Annotated in this window: 22 protein-coding genes; 9 read left to right on the top strand and 13 right to left on the bottom strand. The window is 38.2% G+C overall.

What is annotated here, in order from left to right; translation table 11 throughout:
• Positions 1-471, top strand: a 471-nt coding sequence (mtgA, locus tag HYU69_05945; GenBank protein ID MBI2269886.1) for a monofunctional biosynthetic peptidoglycan transglycosylase, incomplete at its 5' end; no start/stop codon positions are given.
• Between the two features lie 60 nt (positions 472-531).
• Here the strand turns inward: mtgA and HYU69_05940 are convergent.
• Entirely contained in the window at positions 532-1,008 is a 477-nt protein-coding gene (locus HYU69_05940) for a GNAT family N-acetyltransferase (GenBank protein MBI2269885.1), read from the bottom strand.
• Between the two features lie 6 nt (positions 1,009-1,014).
• Positions 1,015-3,093: a hypothetical protein gene (locus tag HYU69_05935; GenBank protein ID MBI2269884.1), complete on the bottom strand. Its 2,079-nt coding sequence runs from the start codon at positions 3,091-3,093 to the stop codon at positions 1,015-1,017.
• A gap of 115 nt (positions 3,094-3,208) precedes the next feature.
• On the opposite strand from HYU69_05935, the gene pyrR reads away from it, so the two are divergent.
• The 6 genes from pyrR (at position 3,209) to HYU69_05905 (ending at position 7,760) form a co-directional block, all read left to right on the top strand.
• Entirely contained in the window at positions 3,209-3,751 is a 543-nt protein-coding gene (gene pyrR, locus HYU69_05930) for a bifunctional pyr operon transcriptional regulator/uracil phosphoribosyltransferase PyrR (protein MBI2269883.1), read from the top strand.
• Positions 3,752-3,835: 84 nt separating this feature from the next.
• Entirely contained in the window at positions 3,836-4,765 is a 930-nt protein-coding gene (locus HYU69_05925) for an aspartate carbamoyltransferase catalytic subunit (GenBank protein ID MBI2269882.1), read from the top strand.
• Positions 4,766-4,825: 60 nt separating this feature from the next.
• Positions 4,826-5,200 (top strand): STAS domain-containing protein, encoded by a 375-nt coding sequence (locus HYU69_05920; protein ID MBI2269881.1) that lies wholly within the window; start codon positions 4,826-4,828, stop codon positions 5,198-5,200.
• A gap of 14 nt (positions 5,201-5,214) precedes the next feature.
• Positions 5,215-6,135, top strand: coding sequence for a ribonuclease Z (locus HYU69_05915; protein MBI2269880.1), 921 nt, complete (start codon positions 5,215-5,217; stop codon positions 6,133-6,135).
• A gap of 95 nt (positions 6,136-6,230) precedes the next feature.
• Positions 6,231-6,911 (top strand): response regulator transcription factor, encoded by a 681-nt coding sequence (locus HYU69_05910; GenBank protein MBI2269879.1) that lies wholly within the window; start codon positions 6,231-6,233, stop codon positions 6,909-6,911.
• A gap of 615 nt (positions 6,912-7,526) precedes the next feature.
• Complete coding sequence (locus HYU69_05905) at positions 7,527-7,760, top strand: twin-arginine translocase TatA/TatE family subunit (protein ID MBI2269878.1); 234 nt, start codon at positions 7,527-7,529, stop codon at positions 7,758-7,760.
• A gap of 64 nt (positions 7,761-7,824) precedes the next feature.
• On the opposite strand, the gene HYU69_05900 is transcribed toward HYU69_05905, so the two are convergent.
• Positions 7,825-8,625: a hypothetical protein gene (locus tag HYU69_05900; protein ID MBI2269877.1), complete on the bottom strand. Its 801-nt coding sequence runs from the start codon at positions 8,623-8,625 to the stop codon at positions 7,825-7,827.
• Positions 8,626-8,747: 122 nt separating this feature from the next.
• A complete protein-coding gene (locus HYU69_05895; GenBank protein MBI2269876.1) occupies positions 8,748-8,939 on the bottom strand; it encodes a hypothetical protein in 192 nt (63 codons plus the stop codon).
• 76 nt (positions 8,940-9,015) lie between these two features.
• On the opposite strand from HYU69_05895, the gene HYU69_05890 reads away from it, so the two are divergent.
• A complete protein-coding gene (locus HYU69_05890; GenBank protein ID MBI2269875.1) occupies positions 9,016-11,136 on the top strand; it encodes a WG repeat-containing protein in 2,121 nt (706 codons plus the stop codon).
• Between the two features lie 67 nt (positions 11,137-11,203).
• Here HYU69_05890 and HYU69_05885 read toward each other — a convergent pair whose 3' ends face one another.
• The 9 genes from HYU69_05885 to HYU69_05845 all read right to left on the bottom strand — a co-directional run bounded on the left by HYU69_05885 (position 11,204) and on the right by HYU69_05845 (position 17,447).
• Positions 11,204-12,112 carry a universal stress protein gene (locus HYU69_05885; protein ID MBI2269874.1) on the bottom strand — a complete coding sequence of 303 codons (909 nt, stop codon included), beginning with the start codon at positions 12,110-12,112 and terminating at the stop codon, positions 11,204-11,206.
• 196 nt (positions 12,113-12,308) lie between these two features.
• A complete protein-coding gene (locus tag HYU69_05880; GenBank protein MBI2269873.1) occupies positions 12,309-12,473 on the bottom strand; it encodes a hypothetical protein in 165 nt (54 codons plus the stop codon).
• 11 nt (positions 12,474-12,484) lie between these two features.
• Positions 12,485-13,087, bottom strand: coding sequence for a superoxide dismutase (locus HYU69_05875; protein ID MBI2269872.1), 603 nt, complete (start codon positions 13,085-13,087; stop codon positions 12,485-12,487).
• A gap of 106 nt (positions 13,088-13,193) precedes the next feature.
• The gene (locus HYU69_05870) at positions 13,194-13,562 is read right to left on the bottom strand and encodes a DUF1428 domain-containing protein (GenBank protein MBI2269871.1); all 369 of its coding nucleotides are present in this window, start codon (positions 13,560-13,562) and stop codon (positions 13,194-13,196) included.
• 203 nt (positions 13,563-13,765) lie between these two features.
• On the bottom strand, positions 13,766-14,218 hold the full coding sequence (locus tag HYU69_05865) for a YbhB/YbcL family Raf kinase inhibitor-like protein (GenBank protein ID MBI2269870.1): 453 nt from the start codon (positions 14,216-14,218) through the stop codon (positions 13,766-13,768).
• Between the two features lie 60 nt (positions 14,219-14,278).
• On the bottom strand, positions 14,279-14,719 hold the full coding sequence (locus tag HYU69_05860) for a DUF2541 family protein (GenBank protein MBI2269869.1): 441 nt from the start codon (positions 14,717-14,719) through the stop codon (positions 14,279-14,281).
• 87 nt (positions 14,720-14,806) lie between these two features.
• Positions 14,807-15,268 carry an Hsp20/alpha crystallin family protein gene (locus tag HYU69_05855; protein ID MBI2269868.1) on the bottom strand — a complete coding sequence of 154 codons (462 nt, stop codon included), beginning with the start codon at positions 15,266-15,268 and terminating at the stop codon, positions 14,807-14,809.
• A gap of 77 nt (positions 15,269-15,345) precedes the next feature.
• Positions 15,346-15,735 carry a hypothetical protein gene (locus HYU69_05850; GenBank protein MBI2269867.1) on the bottom strand — a complete coding sequence of 130 codons (390 nt, stop codon included), beginning with the start codon at positions 15,733-15,735 and terminating at the stop codon, positions 15,346-15,348.
• Between the two features lie 329 nt (positions 15,736-16,064).
• Entirely contained in the window at positions 16,065-17,447 is a 1,383-nt protein-coding gene (locus tag HYU69_05845; GenBank protein ID MBI2269866.1) for a DUF5103 domain-containing protein, read from the bottom strand.
• A gap of 186 nt (positions 17,448-17,633) precedes the next feature.
• Here HYU69_05845 and mazG point away from each other — a divergent pair, with 186 nt between their 5' ends.
• The gene (gene mazG / locus HYU69_05840) at positions 17,634-18,404 is read left to right on the top strand and encodes a nucleoside triphosphate pyrophosphohydrolase (protein MBI2269865.1); all 771 of its coding nucleotides are present in this window, start codon (positions 17,634-17,636) and stop codon (positions 18,402-18,404) included.
• The last annotated feature ends 427 nt before the right edge of the window (positions 18,405-18,831 follow it).

Below are 18,831 nucleotides of genomic sequence, written 5' to 3'. Positions count from 1 at the left end.
GTAATATGTTCTGAAGATCAGAATTTTTTGGACCATCATGGTTTTGATATGGATGCCATTGAAAAAGCTGTAAAACATAATAAAAAACATAAACGAAAAAGAGGTGCCAGTACAATTAGCCAGCAAACAGCAAAAAATGTTTTTCTGTGGCCCGGTCGAAGCTGGATTCGTAAGGGCTTTGAAGTGTACTTTACTTTCCTGATAGAGCTTTGCTGGAGCAAAGAGCGCATTATGGAAGTATACCTGAATGTAATTGAAATGGGTAATGGCATTTATGGTGCGGAAGCAGCAGCCAAAACTTTTTTTCATAAACCGGCCAAAAGCCTTACTAGCTCACAATCCGCATTGATAGCAGCAGTTTTGCCTAACCCAAGAAAATTTTCAGTAGCACACCCAAGCGGTTATGTTGTTTCTCGTCAGCAATGGGTGCTTCAGCAAATGGGTTTTTGGGGAGGGGTGTTGAAGTATTAATAAAAGGGGGTGATCGGTAATCGGTACCCGGTTGGATTCTGTTTTAGCAGCGATTTTTTGTTACTGATCACTGATACCTTTTTTACCGATCACCATCTTCGTATGCGGTATCCCATCCTCCAGGTATTCCTCTCCCGTGGATATGAAACCAAATGATCTGTAGAATTTAACCAGATAAGTTTGAGCGCTGATCTTTACAGGCACATTACCGAATAAAATTTTGATCTGTTCAAGGCTTTTATCCATCAATAATTTTCCCATTCCTGTTTTGCGCACAAGCGGCGAAGTAACAACCCTGCCAATAGCGGCATAACCGGTGTAACTTAATCCTTCCGGCAATAAACGTGAGTAGGCTATCAGTTGTTTGTTGTTATAGAACATCAGGTGGTAGCTTTGCTGATCTTTGCCATCGGCATCCTGGTAAGGACAATTTTGTTCTACACAAAAAACTTCAATGCGAAGTTTAAAGATGTCGTAAAGCTCGGTTGTAGTAAGCTCGTTAAAGTGTTTAGAGATAATTGCAGGGGTATCCATCATAATGCTTTAATAGGCCCCGTTTTGCTTGCGGATAAACCATTCCAGGCTAAGAATAGCAAACAAAGCGAAAAACAACCATTTCAGGTTAATAAGGTCGGTCAGTTTTTTTTCAGAATAAACAACTGTTTTTATGTCTTCGCGTTGCTGGAGTATTGTATTTAATTTACCGAGCTCGTTCGGATAAATCATTTCTCCTCCATGCTTTTTGGCCATGTTGAACAATAAATGATGATCGGCAATGGTATTCACCGTTTCAACCTGCTGCGCAGTAACGCTAAACTCTCCATTCTGCCGGTACTGTTTGTCGCCAACCTTTACTTTGGCTTCGTACCTGTACTGGCCAACCGGCAGCATACCTGCATTTAAATGGTAGGCGTTAGCTGTTTTGCTGAAAACAAATGGGAATTTTTTATTATCACTGTTAATAATATTGATTTCAACATCGGGTTCATTGATCAGTTCGTAACTCGCATTATAAACTTCCGCGTCAAATTCAATCGCGTCGTTCTCGTAAAAATTATTTTTTTGGAAGATCCGGAAAAAGCTTTTATCCACCTTGGTGGACAAGTACTGAATTGTTTTTGTAATAAGTTCATTGAATAATTTATGCGAGCCGTTTTCGGCGTAATCACGCATTCTCCACTTCCAAAGACCATCCCCTATGAACAGTGCCGTTTTCCGATCTCCATTCGGATCAAAGATCATAAGAGGCGTTTGTGTTTCAATAATTCCTATTTTCTGGTATAACAGCACATTTGCAGATGTACCTGTTCTGTAATTGCCAAACGGAGATTGTACGGCGGGCATGTTTTTGATTAAATTCCTTAACTCATCACTTACGGTAAACAGCGGAAACGATGTTGTCATGACCGCTTCTACCTCATTTATTTTATTACTCATCCCATTCATGTTTACACCTAATGAAAGGGTTGGGGGCGGTGTTCCGATATACCACACGGGCACTTCACTGTTTCTGATATCAGTGATGATCTTACTTACCGCGTTTACCTGGTGTAAAATAACAAGGCTGTATTTTTTGACCGGTTGGTTGAAATTATCAGCTAGGGAAGTCTCCACTTCATAATTCTGGTTATTCTCAATGGCATCTTTTATTGCGGCAATGTCAGGATGAGGGGCATTGGCAACAAGTAATATTTTCTCACGGCCATCACGTACATCAATAAAGAAATCCTGTTCATTGTTAGCTGTACTGGATTCTCCAGGTAATGCCGTAAGTTTTATGTGATATCGCTGTATGCCTGATTCTTTGGCATCGAGTATTAACGTTACTGTGGAATTGAAACTGTTGTTACTGATAAAGATCTGCTGACTGAAAAGTTTTTCATCCTTCTTACTTACGGTAAGTTCAGTTGTCAATCCTTTCAGCCTGTGCGCGCTTATAACAATCTGAACAGGAAATTTATTTCCCAGGTAAGCAAAACGGTTATGCGCCACCTTGGCGATAGCCGCGTCTTTTCGTATTGTCGTATCGCCCATCGCTATTGTATAGACAGGAGCTTTTAAGCTGAACGAAGTATATTCAGGATTATAGCCTTTATTATATAATCCGTCCGAGGCAATTACAATTGCGCCGACATTACGCCCGCTGTACCTGGTTTCTAATTCATCAAACAACGAGGAGATGTCCGTTTGCTTTTCCTTGTATGTAAAAGTCCTGTCAGTGGTGATCTTGTCACCAAAGGAATAGATTTTAACCTCGTATTTTTCGCTCAGATCATTGGCCAGGTCATTTAGTTTCTCCTGGTATTCCAGCCTGTAAAAAGCCGAATCTTTGTTGTGTACAATGGATTCAGAATTGTCCTGCGCGATAATAATAACGGGCTTTTCGCTGGTTTTTGTGGTGGACCTCAAAAGCGGCGACAATAACAGGAAGGAGACGATGCTTACCACCAAAAACCGTAGTCCGGATATTAAGTAAATGAGCCATTGCGGGAATTCATTCAGTTTGTGATCACGATAGTAAAGGATAAGACTATAGCCCGCACCGGTCAATAAACAAAATATTACAAACCATAGAGGGTAATTAAGTATTAAAGAAAATAATATGGCTGAATATGTCAACATTTATTGTCGCTGTTAATTTCAGGGGTAAACAAAAATCGTAATAATCTTTCGCATATCAAGGCCGTTTGTAAATTCAATAAACAAATAATCACTATATTTGCTAAATCTTTAAATAATGAAGCCAAAACTGATTCTCGAAAAAAAAGCTTTCGAACTCACAATTACCCGGCTTTGTTACCAATTAATAGAAATTCATAATAAATTTTCAAACACCGTTATTATCGGGCTTCAGCCCAGAGGTGTGTATCTGGCTAGGCGCCTGCATGCGGAACTTTCCAATATTCTTAAAAGTAAGGATCTTAAATTAGGGAGCCTTGATGTGACTTTTCATCGGGATGATTTCCGGATGAAGGAGCTTATCCCGAACTCAACCCAGATCGACTTTATAATAGAGGGTAAAAATGTTATCCTTATTGACGATGTATTGTTTACCGGCCGAACTATACGTGCCGGGCTTGATGCCATGCTTGCCTTTGGCCGGCCAAATGATGTTGAATTGCTGGTACTGATAGACCGCAGGTTGAGCCGGAATGTGCCTATCCAGGCGAAATATGTCGGCAAAACAATTGATTCGGTGGCATCGGAAAAAGTAAAGGTAGAGTGGAAGGAAACGGACGGAAGTGACGGAGTATGGTTATATACAAATGAGGAAAAATAAAGGGTTATCGGTTGTTGGTTGTAAGTTGTCGGTTGCCAGACCACATGCAAACAGCCAGCAACTAACAACCAACAACTAACAACTATGACCAAACTAAGTACCAAACACCTGCTTGGAATAAAAGACCTGACCAAGGATGATATTGAACTTATTTTTTTAACTGCCGACAATTTTAAAGAAGTGATTAACCGCCCCATTAAGAAAGTTCCTTCATTGCGTGATACCACAATAGCCAACCTCTTCTTCGAGAATTCAACGCGCACCAAGATATCTTTCGAACTGGCCGAAAAGCGCCTCTCCGCTGATGTAATAAACTTTTCATCTTCGGGCTCATCGGTAAAAAAGGGAGAAACACTGATCGATACGGTGAATAATATCCTGGCCATGAAAGTGGACATGGTTGTTATGCGGCATCCCAGTCCTGGTGCGGCCATGTTCCTGTCAAAGCATGTAAATTCAAAGATTATCAATGCGGGAGATGGAGCGCACGAACATCCTACGCAGGCTTTATTGGACGCTTACTCTATACGTGAACAACTGGGTGATGTAAAAGGAAAAAAAGTAGCGATAATAGGGGATATCCTTCATTCGAGGGTGGCTTTGTCAAATATATTTTGTTTGCAAAAACTGGGTGCCGAGGTGATGGTATGCGGGCCGACAACTTTAATGCCTAAATACATCAATTCACTTGGTGTTAAAACGGAGTACGATCTTCGAAAAGCACTTGAATGGTGCGACGTGGCTAATATGCTCCGTATTCAGCTTGAAAGGCAGGATATCAGGTACTTCCCATCATTACGCGAGTATACTATGCTATATGGAGTAAGTAAAAAGCTGCTGGATTCGCTTAAAAAACGGATCATTATAATGCATCCGGGTCCTATTAACAGGGGTATTGAGATTACCAGTGATGTGGCCGACTCGGGCCAGTCGATCATATTGAACCAGGTCGAGAATGGGGTTGCCATAAGGATGGCCATATTATATCTTCTGGCGGGTCGTGCGGAGGAGTAATATTTTTGTCTCTTGGCAGCGTACATAAAAATGATTACCTTTGTCCAAAGTGCAATTTCTATGAGTTTTCAGGTAAATAAAAACGAAAAATACACCATTATAAGGCTCAAAACAGAGAAGCTGGATACAACAGTCGCGCCTTCATTAAAATCGGAATTAGTTATTTTAAATGCTGATGGTGTTAAGCATATAATCATCGATCTTAGTGCAGTTCGTTATTGTGATTCTTCCGGTTTGAGTTCTATTTTAGTGGCTAACAGGTTATGTAAAAATGCCAATGGTGCATTTGTACTTATGGGTTTGCAGGAGCCTGTTGAAAAACTTATCGCCATTTCTCAACTCGATTCTATACTTAACATTGCGAAATCCGAACAGGAAAGCATAGATATGCTTTTTGCCCAATTGGCAAAAAATTCAGGTGCTGAAGAAGGGTAAATTCCAGGGGGAGTATGCAAAAGTTTGAAGTAACCATCCTCGGATGCAGTTCTGCAACCCCAACTTCCAAACGTAATCCAAGTGCCCAGCTTCTAAATATTGCCGATCGCTATTTTTTGATCGATTGCGGCGAAGGAACGCAAATGCAGCTGCGCAGGTACAAAATAAAATTTCAGCGCATTGGTCATATTTTTATCAGCCACATGCATGGCGATCATTATTACGGATTGATGGGTTTGCTTTCAAGCATGCATTTATTGGGTCGTTCAGCCGATCTTCATTTATATGGTCCGCCGGTGTTGAAGGAAATAATTGACCTGCAATACAAATATTCCGAAACACGTCTTCATTATAACCTGATCTTTCATTCGCTGCAACAGGACTCTGTGAATCTTATTTTTGAGGATGAAAAGGTTACTGTGCATACCATCATTCTAAATCACCGGATACCATGCTCGGGTTTTTTATTCAGGGAGAAGGATAAACTCCGCAAAATAAGTAAGGAAAAAATAACTGAATTTAAAATTCCCTATTCGGAGTTGAATAATATAAAGCTGGGCGGAGATTATATAACGAAAGAGGGTATAATTATACCTAATGAAAAGATCACAGGTGGGCCAATGCCTCTTTTTTCGTACGCCTATTGCTCCGATACCTGTTATGATGAAAAGGTGATTGAACAAGTGAAGCAGGTCGATCTGCTTTACCATGAGGCTACTTTTATGGATAATATGGAAGAGAGGGCAAAGGAAACATTTCACAGTACAACAAAGCAGGCTGCACTTGTAGCGGTGAGGGCAACAGTTAAAAAGTTGATGATCGGTCATTATTCCGCACGTTATAACGATCTGCAGCCAATACTGGCAGAGGCCCAATCTGTTTTTTCCAATACCGTACTGGCCCTTGAAGGTGAGAAATACAATGTTGGAGGCTGAAATTGATTGTTAATAAAAATTGTAATTATTTGCTTGTTTAGCTAATGCGTTCGTCCTATATTTGAGTCTTATTTAAAATGATTCTAAATAAAAATATGCAAAAAGCAAGGAAAAAGATCATAATTGCTGATAGCAACTATTTAACGCGGGCAGGTCTTGTTTCACTTGTTAGTGAAATGAAGGGTTTTGAAGTTGTTTCAGAAGTTGAGAATAAGGCTTATTTGCTTGAAAAAATTAAGCTATATGATCCTGAGGTTGTAGTTATTGATTACTCAACATCGGGATTTAAATTAGATACCATCCATTTATTAAATAAAAAACACCCTGTTATACAGATTTTAGCCATTACACCCGAGATATCTGCTGGCATTATATCAAAAGCGTTGGATTCCGGGGTTATAAGTCACTTATTGAAGCATTGCGATAAGGAAGAGATCATAGAAGCTTTGTATAAAACTATTGAAGGCCAACGATTTTTATGCGGCAAAATAGTTGACCGTTTAATGGCTAATGAACTTTCACAGGAGAAGGTTGTTCCTTCCATGGCTGCCTGCGACGGGATGAATGTTACAGACCGTGAAATGGAGATCATTAAACTCATAGCCGAAGGGTACTCGAATAAAAAGATAGCGGAGATGCTTTTTCTCAGCAGTCATACCGTGACCACACATCGGAAGAACATCATGTCAAAACTGGGAGTGAACAATACAGCGGGTGTTGTTCTATTCGCCGTTCGGGAAAACCTGCTTACACCAAACAAGTATTTGTTTTCATAATCCGATATATTTCTGCCTGTTGGACACAGGTATAAAATAAAAACGGGGCTGTCTCAAAAGGGCAGCCTCTTTTTTGATTATGGTTTTAGCAAAAAGTAAGTAATGTCGGTTATGCCACCGCCCATTTTTTGAGATTGTGGGCTAAGAGGTTGTTTAAAATTTATCCCTGCATTTTGCTATGGCGCCTTTTTTCCTTGACAATCGCTCAATCCTGGCTCAAATACCCACAGGGTATTTGCCCTGTTACTTTTTCGGCAAGAGGTCGCTGAGCTATTGCCTGTAAAAGTGCCTCGTCTGAGAAAAAATGCGCTCGTATAAATTTACAGGTATAAATTTAAAAAACCTCTAAAGATTACATTTGCTTTATAATAGACACTGCAAGTTTAACTACTTGCAAAGTTCTGGGAGCTTCGGCTCCCTTACTTTTTTAAACACTTTTGTCAACACTAATGAAAAAGGGCTGTCTGCTTTTGAGACAGCCCTTTTTTAGTTACAGTTTTGTAAATTTTTTTGCCCGTTTGTGCGATAGAACCCTTTCTTTCGGAGAGGCGGCTTGTCTGCCGAAGCCTTTTTGGCGTAGGCAGAAGTGAGTCTCCTTTTTTGTATCTTTGCATCATGATTTTGCTTTTTCTGAACATCGGTGGTAGCGAGGTATTTCTAATAGTACTCGTAATACTCATGTTCTTTGGTTCCAAGAGTATCCCCACATTGGCCAGAGGCTTAGGAAAAGGCTTGCGCGAATTCAAAGATGCCACCCAAGGCATACAGCGGGAAATTGAGAATAGTGCTACTTCCATTAAAAAAGAGATAGATGTGACGGAGGAAGTGAAGAAACACCTTGGAGAGTAATTTGGTTTTCACATGAACTCATTTCCCGACAACCTTCCAAGCGAACTATTAAAACGTACCGGTATTATTTTTTCTTGAATTCGGTAACGCTGTTGTCGTAGCAGAGGAAGTAATGTCCTTTCTTAATGTTACCGATATTGATAGACTTCCCAAACCCCTTTTTGATGACTTGGCCATAAACATCGTACACTTCAAACATTGTTTCTCCCGAGAAAAGCAGATCTTCAGAATTTCTGGAAGTGCTGAAGGTAAGTGGAGTTTCGTTGGAGATAACTGAAACCGTTTTAGAGTATTTAGGCAAGGCACCGTAACCAACCTGTTTTACACGAAATTTATTTTCGCCTGAATGCAGTTCGGTTTGAAAAGAATACCTGTTTTCGGCAGGTGTACCAAGGCCCTGTACTTCACCAACCGGTATCCACTTGTTCCACTTGAATTGCTCAACAATAAATGGTAATGACCCGGCTTCGTTAACAGTACTCCATGAAAGCAATCCATTATGAGCAAGTGTTAATGATGTTGTTTCAAAAGAAGCTTTGGGTTTTAATGCTTCAGGGTTTAGAATGCGTGGACTACAATCGTCTTTGTGTTTTATTTCAACAACTACTTTTTGTCCGTATTTAAGCTGGAATTGCGCAAGATCAATTTCAAACGAGGTAGAATTAATCTCATCCGTCGAAACTTCGCCGTTCACAATTATTTCATAAGTGCAAAAACCAACACCCGAACTGCTATAGCCGTTTTGAATATACAGGTTTTTATTCTGGTATTTTCCTTCAACTACAATAACCTTCGCTATCGCGGCTTGTGCTGCCAAAGCTGAAAATACGATCAAACATAATTGTTTCATTTTCAATGTTTTCATGAATATAAATTTAACCAAAAATAAACCTAAAGTCAAGCTTTGAATATATCTATTTCAACTATAATTTGAACAAATTATTGTATTTTTCAACAATTTCGGGTGAGAATTAGGGATAATTAACATTAACCGGTCTTTAGCTTTACAAATGCATAAACAAAAGCTAAAACCAATAGCATGAAAAGAATAATAAAGTAGGAGCCCCTGTAGTGTCGGTTACTGACGGCTTTGTCTTTTCTATAAGCCCAGATCATATACCCGATAAACGCCAGGAGAAATATAAGCGCGAAGATCCAGTGTCCTTTTCCTACGTTCATTTGTTAATTGTTTTGACAAATATAGTGGAGGTTTTGGTACTTGTTTTCGGAATTTAGCGTTCGTTTTAAACAAGATATGAGAGCAAATAGAATTATAGCAGTATTTATTTTAGCTGTTTCAATAGGGGTTGGTTCTATATGGGATAACCGGCTTGAAAAAGGATTTGCCGCACTTTCTATTTATGATTATTTCAAAGCCAAACAACTTTTCGAAAAGTCGCTTAAAGATCATACTTGCGGGGCGACTTACGGATTAAGCACAATATATTCCCGCAACGACAATCCCTTGTTTAATATTGATACCGCTTATTTATATGTGTTACGATCCGAACTTGCTTTTAAATCTTCCCCGGAAAAAGAAAAAAAACTGCTTGTGAAGCTAAAGGTGACAGAGCACACTATCCTTGAATTAAAAGAAGTTATTCATCGTAAGGCATTCGAAATTTATAAACAGAAAAATTCAGTTGAATGGTACAACAAATACATTAAATTTTTTAGCGACGCGAGCGAGGTGAAAGAAGCCGTGCAATTGCGGGATGAGCTGGCATACACTATTGCCGGTGCGGCGGGTACTTACCTGTCGTATAAGGAATTCATAGATAATTACCCACAAGCCCCGCAGGTCAAAGAAGCCAAGGAACATTATGAAGAGCGCTTGTACAGCGAGTTTACAAAAGATAATACGCTCGGCAGCTATGAAAATTTTTTAAGATTGTATCCTAAGAGTCCATTTGTAAAAGAGGCGGAGAATGCCATTTTTGCCTTAAGTACCGGCAAAGGGACGATTGGGCAATACCACGATTTTATAAAAAAATATCCTGAGAATCACAATGTGGAAACAGCCTGGCACAATATTTATGCCTTGTATGTCAGCGATTATCGGCCTGAGCGCATCGCGAAATTCAGGATAGAATTCCCGGATTATCCTTACCAGGAAACGGTGAACCTTGACCTTGAACTTTCCGCTATGCACTTTTATAAAGCAAAGGAAAATAACAGGTTTGGTTTTATTGATTCAGCAGGGGAATTGCGCGTAGCCTGCATTTATGACTGGGTAGAGGATTTTGCGGAAGGCCTCGCAGCGGTTGGTTTGAATAACAGGGCAGGATTCATTAATAAATCAGGACGAACCGTGGTGCCCATTGTTTATGAAGAGGTCGATCCTTTCAATAATGGATTTGCAACTGTTAAGCAGAACGGCAAAAATGGCTTCGTGAATAAGCTTGGTAAATTAATTTTGCCATTGGAATATGAGGAGGTTTTTAATTTTTCGGAAGGCTATGCGGCAATTATTAAAAATGGCAAATATGGTTATGTTGATCAGGCGGGGAGTGTTGTAATTGCCCCTCAATTCAACAAGGCGGGAGATTATAACGAAGGGTTTGCTTATGTTGAATTGGGCGGGCAATGGGGCTATATTGACAAAAGGGGTGAGCTTGTTATTCCATGTAAATACGATTGGGCAGATAATTTTGAAAATGGGTTTGCACGTGTTAGATACCTGCAAAAGTATGGCTTGATAAATTCAAAAGGCGAATTACTTACAGCGTTTGAATTTGACAGAATGAATAAATTTTCGGAAGGATTGAGCCTTGTGGTTAAAGATGGCAAATATGGGTTTATTAATCCTGAGGGGAAACCTGTTATACCTGTTGAATATGATTATTCCAATGATGTAAGTCTTAACGAAGGATTTAAGGATGGATTGTTTAAAGCGGAAAAGAACGGAAAGCAGGGTTTGATCGATAATAGAGGCAAGCTTGTTATACCACGTGATTTTGAGGCGATCAATATCTTTTCGGAAGAGATGGCTGCCATTCAGAGAAAGGGCAAGTGGGGATATATTGACCGGAGGTTGAAACTTCAGATACCTTGTCAATATGAGTCGGCAGGCGTATTTAGTGAAGGTTTGGCAAGAGTAAAAAAAGGAGGTAAATATGGTTTTATTGATAAAAACGGGAAGCTTATTATTCCATTTGAGTATGATGAAGCTGAAAATTTTAAAGGTGGTTTTTCCTTTGTAATAAAGGAAGGTAAGCGTGGTATTATAGATAATTTAAATACTGTTATTATTCCAATTGAAATGAATGATATAAAAATAATTGATGAGGGCATACTCCAGTTAACAAAGCAGGATCGGCTGGCATACTATAAATTGAGCACCGGAAAATATTTCTGGAAAGAGAATGGTTTTTAATTTGCCTGACATTCAGGTCACCAGATTTCTTTTAAATCCTGCGATAGAATACGTAGTTCCTTTATCTCTAACAACCCATATCACTGGAATGGATAATTTTTTCAGCATGCTCAACATGGTAGGAATCAGGTATGGCAAGAAGCGGGACTTGTGTGTGAAAACTCATTTTTCTTGTCGTGCTTAAATTGGGCAAAAATATTTTTTCAAATAAAGATGCTTTTGGGACAGTCATTATAAGCAGATCTGTTTTGTTATCGGAGCAGTATAAGTTCAGTCTTTCTGCAACCGCATCATTTACCAGCAATTTAACCTCTAATCTGGAGTAAGAAAATTTTCCTTTTACATCGCTTCTGAATTTTTCGAACATTTCCCTTTCAAAATCTTTTGAGAGGACATAATTTGTTACATGCAAAAGCGTTAATTTTGCATCAAATTGCTTTGCAAAATGAATAAGAAAATCTAAAATCGAAAATTCACCTTTTCGGTAGGTGGTTCCAAAGACAATATTTTTTATTCCGGTGAACAATGCGTCTTTCGGAATGGCAAACACCGGTACCCTTGCTTTTCTGATGACATCCCACGAATGACTTCCTAGAAATGTTTCACGAAATCCGCTTACCCCATGTGTTCCCACTATGATAAAATCCGCGTGAGATTCTTCCGCTTCTTTGTAAATTTGATTTCCGGCACTTCCTTCCCGAACGATACATTCACAGGGTAATTTTTCAGGACTTATATTCAAGGAACGAAATAATTCATCACGGTGCTGTTCAATACGCTTTTTCTCAAATTGGCGTATTTTCTCATTGCTTTTTACATATTCTATTGCTTCTGAAGGAAATGTAACCGGAATTGAATACACATGAAGAAGTATAAGTGTTGAGTTTGTTTCTTTTGCAATTTGAACGGCATAACGTTCAGCATTCATAACTGCTTCCGAATAATCTGTTGCGAGCAAAAATTTATAATTTTCCATTGTGTTGGTTTTATTTGTTTAGTTGAAACTCTGTCTTGCCGGCAGGAAGCTACGCGAAAGCGATGCAGGTATGCACTTTCAGTACAAAACTTTCAGTTTCTAAAAACATTATTTTCTCTGCGACTCTCTGTATCAGAGTTTTTTATTAAGTATTTCAGAAAGAATTCCATTCTTCTTTATTCCAATCTTTAGTTTTTCATTTCTTGTGCTGTATTGGCTTAGTTGGCGGAGGATTTCCTAAGCCAACCGAATTGGGATTTGCTGTATCCCTATTCTCGTCAGGCTCCTCTGGTAAATTATTTTTCTGTTTAATGATCAGTGTCTTTTTATCCTTTGAAAGTTTATTTTTCTTTTTTCCCATAGCTAAAAATATTAAGTGAAACGCTTTTCAGCTTCTTTCCAGTTTATTATATTCCACCATGCGGTGATATAATCAGGTCTGCGATTTTGATATTTTAGATAATAAGCATGTTCCCATACATCCAATCCGAGCACAGGGAATCCTTTTGGATATTCGCCATTATCCATTAAAGGATTATCTTGATTGGGGGTGGAGCAGATTTCAAGTTTGCCGGATGAATTTTTTATCAGCCACGCCCATCCGGAACCGAATCTTCCGGTTGCTGCTTCTGTAAATTTCTTCTTGAACTCATCAAAAGAAGTGAATGCTGAATTTATGGCATCTGATAGCCGTCCTGAAGGATTTCCACCCTCGCCCGGACTTAAGAGCATCCAGAACATGCTGTGATTATAATGTCCACCCGCATTATTTCGAACCGCGGGTGAATAGTTAGAGATATTTTTCAAAATATTTTCTATATTCATTTGGTCAGCTTCCGTATTGACAATGGCTTCGTTGAGCTTAGTAACATAAGTCCCATGATGTTTTTCATGATGAATATCCATTGTCTTCGCATCAATATACGGTTCCAATGCATCTTTTGGATAGGGGAGAGGAGGTAATGTAAATGCCATAGGAAAGGGTTTTTAAATATTTTTATTGAGTTTAATATATGCGTGGTTTTTCATATTTTAATTTTAATTCTCTCATGCACTTTTCTTCTGCTTCTGTGTTTTTGTTTCAGGTTTCAACAATAACCTTAAACCCGCCATATACCATACGTTTCATGTCGAAGGGCATAGGCTTGTCTTTATGTTTTGGATCAGTCATGAATGGGTCTTTCATGACTTTTGCGTTGACGCTATCACGATGCGCTCGTGATTTATAAATAATAAATGAGAAAATAACCGTTTCGCCTGACTTACTTCTCACTGTTGTCGGGAATTTAATTCCTGCCCACTTCGGAGCAAGGTCATCACCAACACATTCAAAATACTCCAATGCTCCGTATTTCTTCCAAATTTTCCCTGCTTTCGCTGCCATAAGCCGGTAGGCTGGGAGTTTTTTCTTTGGAACGGGTAAGACAAATCCATCTACATATTTAGCCATAGTTTTTATATATTAAAGTTTATTTTTCATCTGTGTATATTTTTTTTGTTCCGATTGTCAGCTGCCAGATTTTATTTTCTTAGCTTCTTTAGTTGCCATTCTTGCTATCCAATTTCAATGGCCTTATTGCGAACTGATTCAGGAAGCTTCTTCATTGAATTCTGATAATCTGTTTTTATCCAGTGCATATTTTTTGGTTAAAATTATTTTTTGAATAGTCCAATCAATTCACCGAAGGCAAGAATATGTCCATCCATTGCTTTGAGGAGCGCGCTTTTATCTGTGCTTCCAGGTAAATTCAATGTCGTATCGAGCGCATATACACCAAAATGATAATGATGAGTGCCATCTGAAGGAGGGCAAGGACCTGCATATTTGTTTTCATCTTTGCTATTTTTACCTTCCGTACCCGGTCTGCTATTTTCTTCTATTATATTCCTTACTGGAATATCCCACATTATCCAATGATTAAAACTGCCCGGTGCATCTGGGTCATCTACAACAATAGCCAGGGATTTTGCTTCTTCAGGTATATCGCTGATGATAAGCGCAGGATTAACATTAGATCCATTGCACGTGTATTCAGATGGAATAAAATGATTGTTTGCAAAAGCCGGACTTTTGACTGTGAGGGTTTTATTTGCTACAATTGCCATTTAGTATAATCAATGTTTTACATTGAAATTTTGACGCCTGAAATTTTACAATGCGCTATTTTACCAGGAAGTTTTTTTATCCGGATTTGTTTTCATGCCCCAAAGTTCGACATGGGCTTTTTTGTCCATTGTGTTCGGGACTGTTTTATACAGAAAAACCACTTTCTTTATACTGCGTTCACCACCATCTAATTGAATCACACGTGTTTCTTCATTATCTTTTATTTCGTTTCCTATTGTTACGCTTTGTTTATCCCCGCTTTCAAAATAAATATCAAATGACATTAAATTGATTGGAGCATCGGTTACTTTAAGTTTAATGGAGCTGAAACGATCAGCTCCTATCACTATAATTTCATCCGTTTCGGTCGTATAATCGACTGTGGTTTCACCTATTTTATGCCATCCTGCTTTATCGCTAACAATAACAGCGGGTTTTTGGGCTAACATTCCTGTGTAACTTCCTGTTACAAGCAGAGCCAATAATATTATTTTTTTCATGGTTTTTTATTTTTAGTTAAATTTTTCATTTAAAGTTGTTGTTAAATGAAATTTCCTGACAAATCAGAAAAAATTCATTCGAAATGTTTATTGAACTTTTATTTTTTGACTGGTTACTCTTTGCGCTTCAGGTTTTTTAGGAATCGTTAAATTGAGAATTCCGTCGGTATATTTCGCAACTATTTTGTTGCTTTCGGCATAATCAGGCAATGTAACTGTACGGGAAAAGCAGGAATAGTTGTATTCTCTGCGTGAAAAATCTTCTGTGCCATTTTCCTTTGTTTCAGTTTCCTTATCGCAGGAAATGGTTAGTAGATTTCCTTCTACATTAATGTCAAAATCTTCTTTCTTTAATCCCGGGGCTGCCAGGTTCAGGATGTAATTATTTTTCTCTTCCCTGATATTCAGAGACGGAGTGGTTCCCGAAAATCCATTTTCATTCCAGAAATCCAGGAAATCATTTCTGAAGAACCTGTCTAAAGGTGAGCTCAAGAAAGGAGATACGCTGCGCAATCTGCGAGCCGGTGTTTTTGTTAGTGTTGTTTCCATTGTTTTTAGATTTAATTGTTTTTAATTGTTGTTATTGTTTAGCGTTTGACTTAGATATTTAAGGGTTATTTATGCTATCACATTGGTGGTATGCGGTAATAACCAACAGCAATAGAGGTAATGAGAAGAATAATCAGAAACCAAAAGAATACTCCGAAAGCAACTGCAGATGTCTCTTCCGCATTTTTGTTAGCAGTAGTTACGGGCGAAATATTTACAGGAGGTATTAATGCGATTATTAATAATGAAAATATAAGCGTGACGAAAAACAGACTAAGCCATGATACGCCCCACAAAACAGGACCATAGGGAGTAATCCAAAGCTGGCTTGACCAGCCCGCAAGAAATATAATGAAAAAAAATAAAAAAAATCCCCGCCAAAACGTGCGCTTACTGAAGAATGCACCGAATATTAGTGCAAATAAAAATGCAATCACAAATGCGGCCGGAATCATAAAATTATTCATTGTAGTTTAGTTTTAAATTTTAAATTGACTATAAAAATATTTGTAGAAATGTGTACATTTTAAAATATTAGTTGAAAAATGAAATTTAATCGTTATAGAGGTTTTTTGAATGGTTCAACGTTGAAGTCGTTACGGTTTATTTAAAACAATCTTAACTTATTTGTTCAAAAACAAAAATGATTGTGAATTCAGAAGATTGTAAGGATGGAAAATAGGGCAGCTGTTACAGATGATGTGCTGTGCGGAATAACTGTAAAATACAAAACTACCATGCGTTTGTACAGATTGCATGGATATTAAATTAAAAGTAACAGGAAGCAGGGCTGAAATCAATTCCTCCCGGAAGTGAGTGAGTTTAGCTGTTTCACGCCGATCAATTGATCATAGTTGGTACCAACTGCATGATGATATACATAAATTGTATAATCGTTTTCTGTTTCAAAATGCATTCCTTCAATTACAGTTTCATCTCCGGTAGCTTGTCCGTCCCTGAAAAAAACATATTCATAATTATAATAACCTTGTTTCAGGTAAAGTACAGCTTCATATCCCACCCGATCCGGGTTATATTTCAGTCTGAAATTTTTTTTAAACTGCCAATCGGAAAGAGCGCCTAGAATATACAGGTTACCATCGGTAAAGGGATCATTATAGGACAGAAAAAAATGAACATACGAGTAGTCAGCTTCACGTTCACTATTGAACGCGTCTTGTATCTTAATGAGATATCTTCCGTTAATATCCTGTGAAGTAGAATAACGTTTAAATGTTCGCTTCTCATCGGGAATTAAATAAACATGATTTTTAAGCGAATCGTATGTTGTTTTCTGAATTCGTTCCGTTTGAACACGCAGATTTTTTGTGTCGAAGTACCTGAATTCATTTCCGCCTGTAAAAACGTTTTCGTTGTCATAATCGTAAATAAGTATATCTTCCTTTATATACTGCGGCTTTAGACTGGAAATAGCATTGTCCCATCTGCCATTCTGCATAATAATGACTTTCAAATCACTATAAGGATTTTGAATTTCATAACCCGTATGATTGACGGTGAAATCAATTTCCTGTTTGTAATTTCTGTCGCTTATGGTGGTGGCTGGTTTTACGGATGCTGAGATACTCACTTTCTGATCATACACCATGAATCGTTTTGTAAGAACAAGTCTGTCGGGATCATTATCCTCGTATACTTTAATAATGTAATTCCCCGATTTTGTAATAACCATGTTCTCATTCGGAAAAACAACATTGTAATGCGTGTAGGGTTGAATAGTGTTTAATGAGTATTTATATTCAGAGATCGCATCATTGTCAAATCCTTTAATATAATCGGCCGGTGAAAGACCGGATGGTTCCCAGTTCTGGCTGCAATGAATAAGTGTATAGTTATATGTTTTCAGATCTCCCTCAAGGTCATCAAAACTTAATTTAAGATGTTGCCCTGCTCCAAGTTGTATGATAGGGGAGGAGAGTTGAAATGAGGAATCGTATAGTTGTACAGTATGAATATTATTGCGGTAAACATGATCTTCATAGCGAATAATATTTTCACCATAATAATCCTGCTTACTGCCTGTCGTGTCGGTTAATCCGGACATCCATTTTTTACGGTATTTGTGTTTTAGATTTGTTGTGTCGCTTTGAGCTGAAGCCGGTACAATGAAGCAATAAAGTATAGCGGATATATATATGAATAACTGATTTGCTGGCATAAATCAAATTGACGATATAAAGATAAAACAGTTTTCTGTTATCTGCCTTAACGTTTAATACCTATAGTCCACCTGCTTTGCCTGCAGGCTGGTTTATAACAGCTACTATTATGTTATATACCGCCCATTCTCTTTTCGATTAATTTATATTGGGAAATGGCATAACTTAGCCGGAAATTGGATAATATGGAAGAAAAACTGAAAGCCTTTGAACGCTTACTCAATATTATGGATGAGTTGCGGGAAAAGTGTCCCTGGGATAAAAAGCAAACCATTGATAGTTTGCGTTACCTTACTATTGAAGAAACTTATGAACTTACCGATGCTATTCTTGAAAAAGATATGGATAAAATAAAAAAAGAATTAGGCGATATTTTGTTGCACATAGTTTTTTATGCCCGTATAGCTTCTGAAACAAATAAATTCAATATTACAGATGTAATGAATTCGCTGTGTGAAAAATTAATACACCGTCATCCGCATATTTATGGCGACGTGAAGGTGGAGAATGAAGAGCAGGTGAAGGAGAACTGGGAAAAGTTGAAAATGAAGGAAGGAGGGGCAAAGTCTGTTTTGGGAGGGGTGCCGGGCTCACTTCCTGCCATTGTGAAAGCTTCCCGCATCCAGGAAAAGGCCAGGGCTGTTGGTTTTGACTGGGATAACGCGACCCAGGTATGGGATAAAGTAAATGAGGAATTAAAAGAGTTTAAAACAGAGGTTGATAACAAAGCGCCGAAAGAACGGATCGAAGATGAGTTGGGAGATGTGTTTTTTTCTTTAATTAATTACGCACGGTTTATTGATGTAAATCCGGAGGATGCACTCGAGAGGACAAATAAAAAATTTATTAAGCGATTTCAGTATTTGGAAAATGAAACAGCAAAAGCAGGAAAAAGTCTGGAGGATATGACGCTGGAGGAAATGGATGAGTATTGGAACAAGGCAAAAAAGATTTAGGAATTGAGATTTATAAGATCCTCTGTGTAACAGCCTGTGAGTAGGCGAGAGAGGTGCGTAGCTGGGTGTGAAAGCAGGGGTATGTAATAAAAAGATTAAACATTAGAGTTTATATCGAATAAGCTTTTTTGTGGGTTTTAGTGTTTTTGTGCTTTAGTGGCAATTGGATTTTGGCCACCAAAGCACGAAAGCTCTAAACCTGCCTGCCGGTCAGGCAGGTTTTTCCCGTATATTTTTTTGAAAATGTATATAATAACGTGAGCTATGGATTAGGCAAACCTAATTTTTTAGCAAAAATCGAGGGCAACTTTTCTAAATACGTGTAAGCAGCTACACCAGCATAAGCGTGAGTTATACCAATTATAAATATTAATTAGTCCAATTTATATTTGAAAAAACATACCCAAATCCACATGTTTTTTTTATG

Source organism: Bacteroidota bacterium (assembly GCA_016183775.1).
Taxonomy (GTDB): Bacteria; Bacteroidota; Bacteroidia; order JABDFU01; family JABDFU01; genus JABDFU01.
The sequence above is the reverse complement of the archived record's forward strand: the minus strand, read 5'-3'. Positions and strand labels throughout refer to the sequence as shown.

Coding starts and splice junctions, on each gene's coding strand:
- HYU69_05885 (MBI2269874.1), bottom strand. CDS start 12,112: ATGGAAAATTATAAATTTTTGCTCGCAACAGATTATTCGGAAGCAGTT.
- HYU69_05875 (MBI2269872.1), bottom strand. CDS start 13,087: ATGGCATTTACATTACCTCCTCTCCCCTATCCAAAAGATGCATTGGAA.
- HYU69_05920 (MBI2269881.1), top strand. CDS start 4,826: ATGAGTTTTCAGGTAAATAAAAACGAAAAATACACCATTATAAGGCTC.
- HYU69_05870 (MBI2269871.1), bottom strand. CDS start 13,562: ATGGCTAAATATGTAGATGGATTTGTCTTACCCGTTCCAAAGAAAAAA.
- HYU69_05865 (MBI2269870.1), bottom strand. CDS start 14,218: ATGGCAATTGTAGCAAATAAAACCCTCACAGTCAAAAGTCCGGCTTTT.
- HYU69_05845 (MBI2269866.1), bottom strand. CDS start 17,447: ATGCCAGCAAATCAGTTATTCATATATATATCCGCTATACTTTATTGC.
- HYU69_05905 (MBI2269878.1), top strand. CDS start 7,527: ATGATTTTGCTTTTTCTGAACATCGGTGGTAGCGAGGTATTTCTAATA.
- HYU69_05915 (MBI2269880.1), top strand. CDS start 5,215: ATGCAAAAGTTTGAAGTAACCATCCTCGGATGCAGTTCTGCAACCCCA.
- HYU69_05895 (MBI2269876.1), bottom strand. CDS start 8,939: ATGAACGTAGGAAAAGGACACTGGATCTTCGCGCTTATATTTCTCCTG.
- HYU69_05910 (MBI2269879.1), top strand. CDS start 6,231: ATGCAAAAAGCAAGGAAAAAGATCATAATTGCTGATAGCAACTATTTA.
- HYU69_05900 (MBI2269877.1), bottom strand. CDS start 8,625: ATGAAAACATTGAAAATGAAACAATTATGTTTGATCGTATTTTCAGCT.
- HYU69_05855 (MBI2269868.1), bottom strand. CDS start 15,268: ATGGAAACAACACTAACAAAAACACCGGCTCGCAGATTGCGCAGCGTA.
- HYU69_05860 (MBI2269869.1), bottom strand. CDS start 14,719: ATGAAAAAAATAATATTATTGGCTCTGCTTGTAACAGGAAGTTACACA.
- HYU69_05890 (MBI2269875.1), top strand. CDS start 9,016: ATGAGAGCAAATAGAATTATAGCAGTATTTATTTTAGCTGTTTCAATA.
- HYU69_05880 (MBI2269873.1), bottom strand. CDS start 12,473: ATGGGAAAAAAGAAAAATAAACTTTCAAAGGATAAAAAGACACTGATC.
- HYU69_05940 (MBI2269885.1), bottom strand. CDS start 1,008: ATGATGGATACCCCTGCAATTATCTCTAAACACTTTAACGAGCTTACT.
- HYU69_05925 (MBI2269882.1), top strand. CDS start 3,836: ATGACCAAACTAAGTACCAAACACCTGCTTGGAATAAAAGACCTGACC.
- HYU69_05850 (MBI2269867.1), bottom strand. CDS start 15,735: ATGAATAATTTTATGATTCCGGCCGCATTTGTGATTGCATTTTTATTT.
- mazG (MBI2269865.1), top strand. CDS start 17,634: ATGGAAGAAAAACTGAAAGCCTTTGAACGCTTACTCAATATTATGGAT.
- HYU69_05935 (MBI2269884.1), bottom strand. CDS start 3,093: ATGTTGACATATTCAGCCATATTATTTTCTTTAATACTTAATTACCCT.
- pyrR (MBI2269883.1), top strand. CDS start 3,209: ATGAAGCCAAAACTGATTCTCGAAAAAAAAGCTTTCGAACTCACAATT.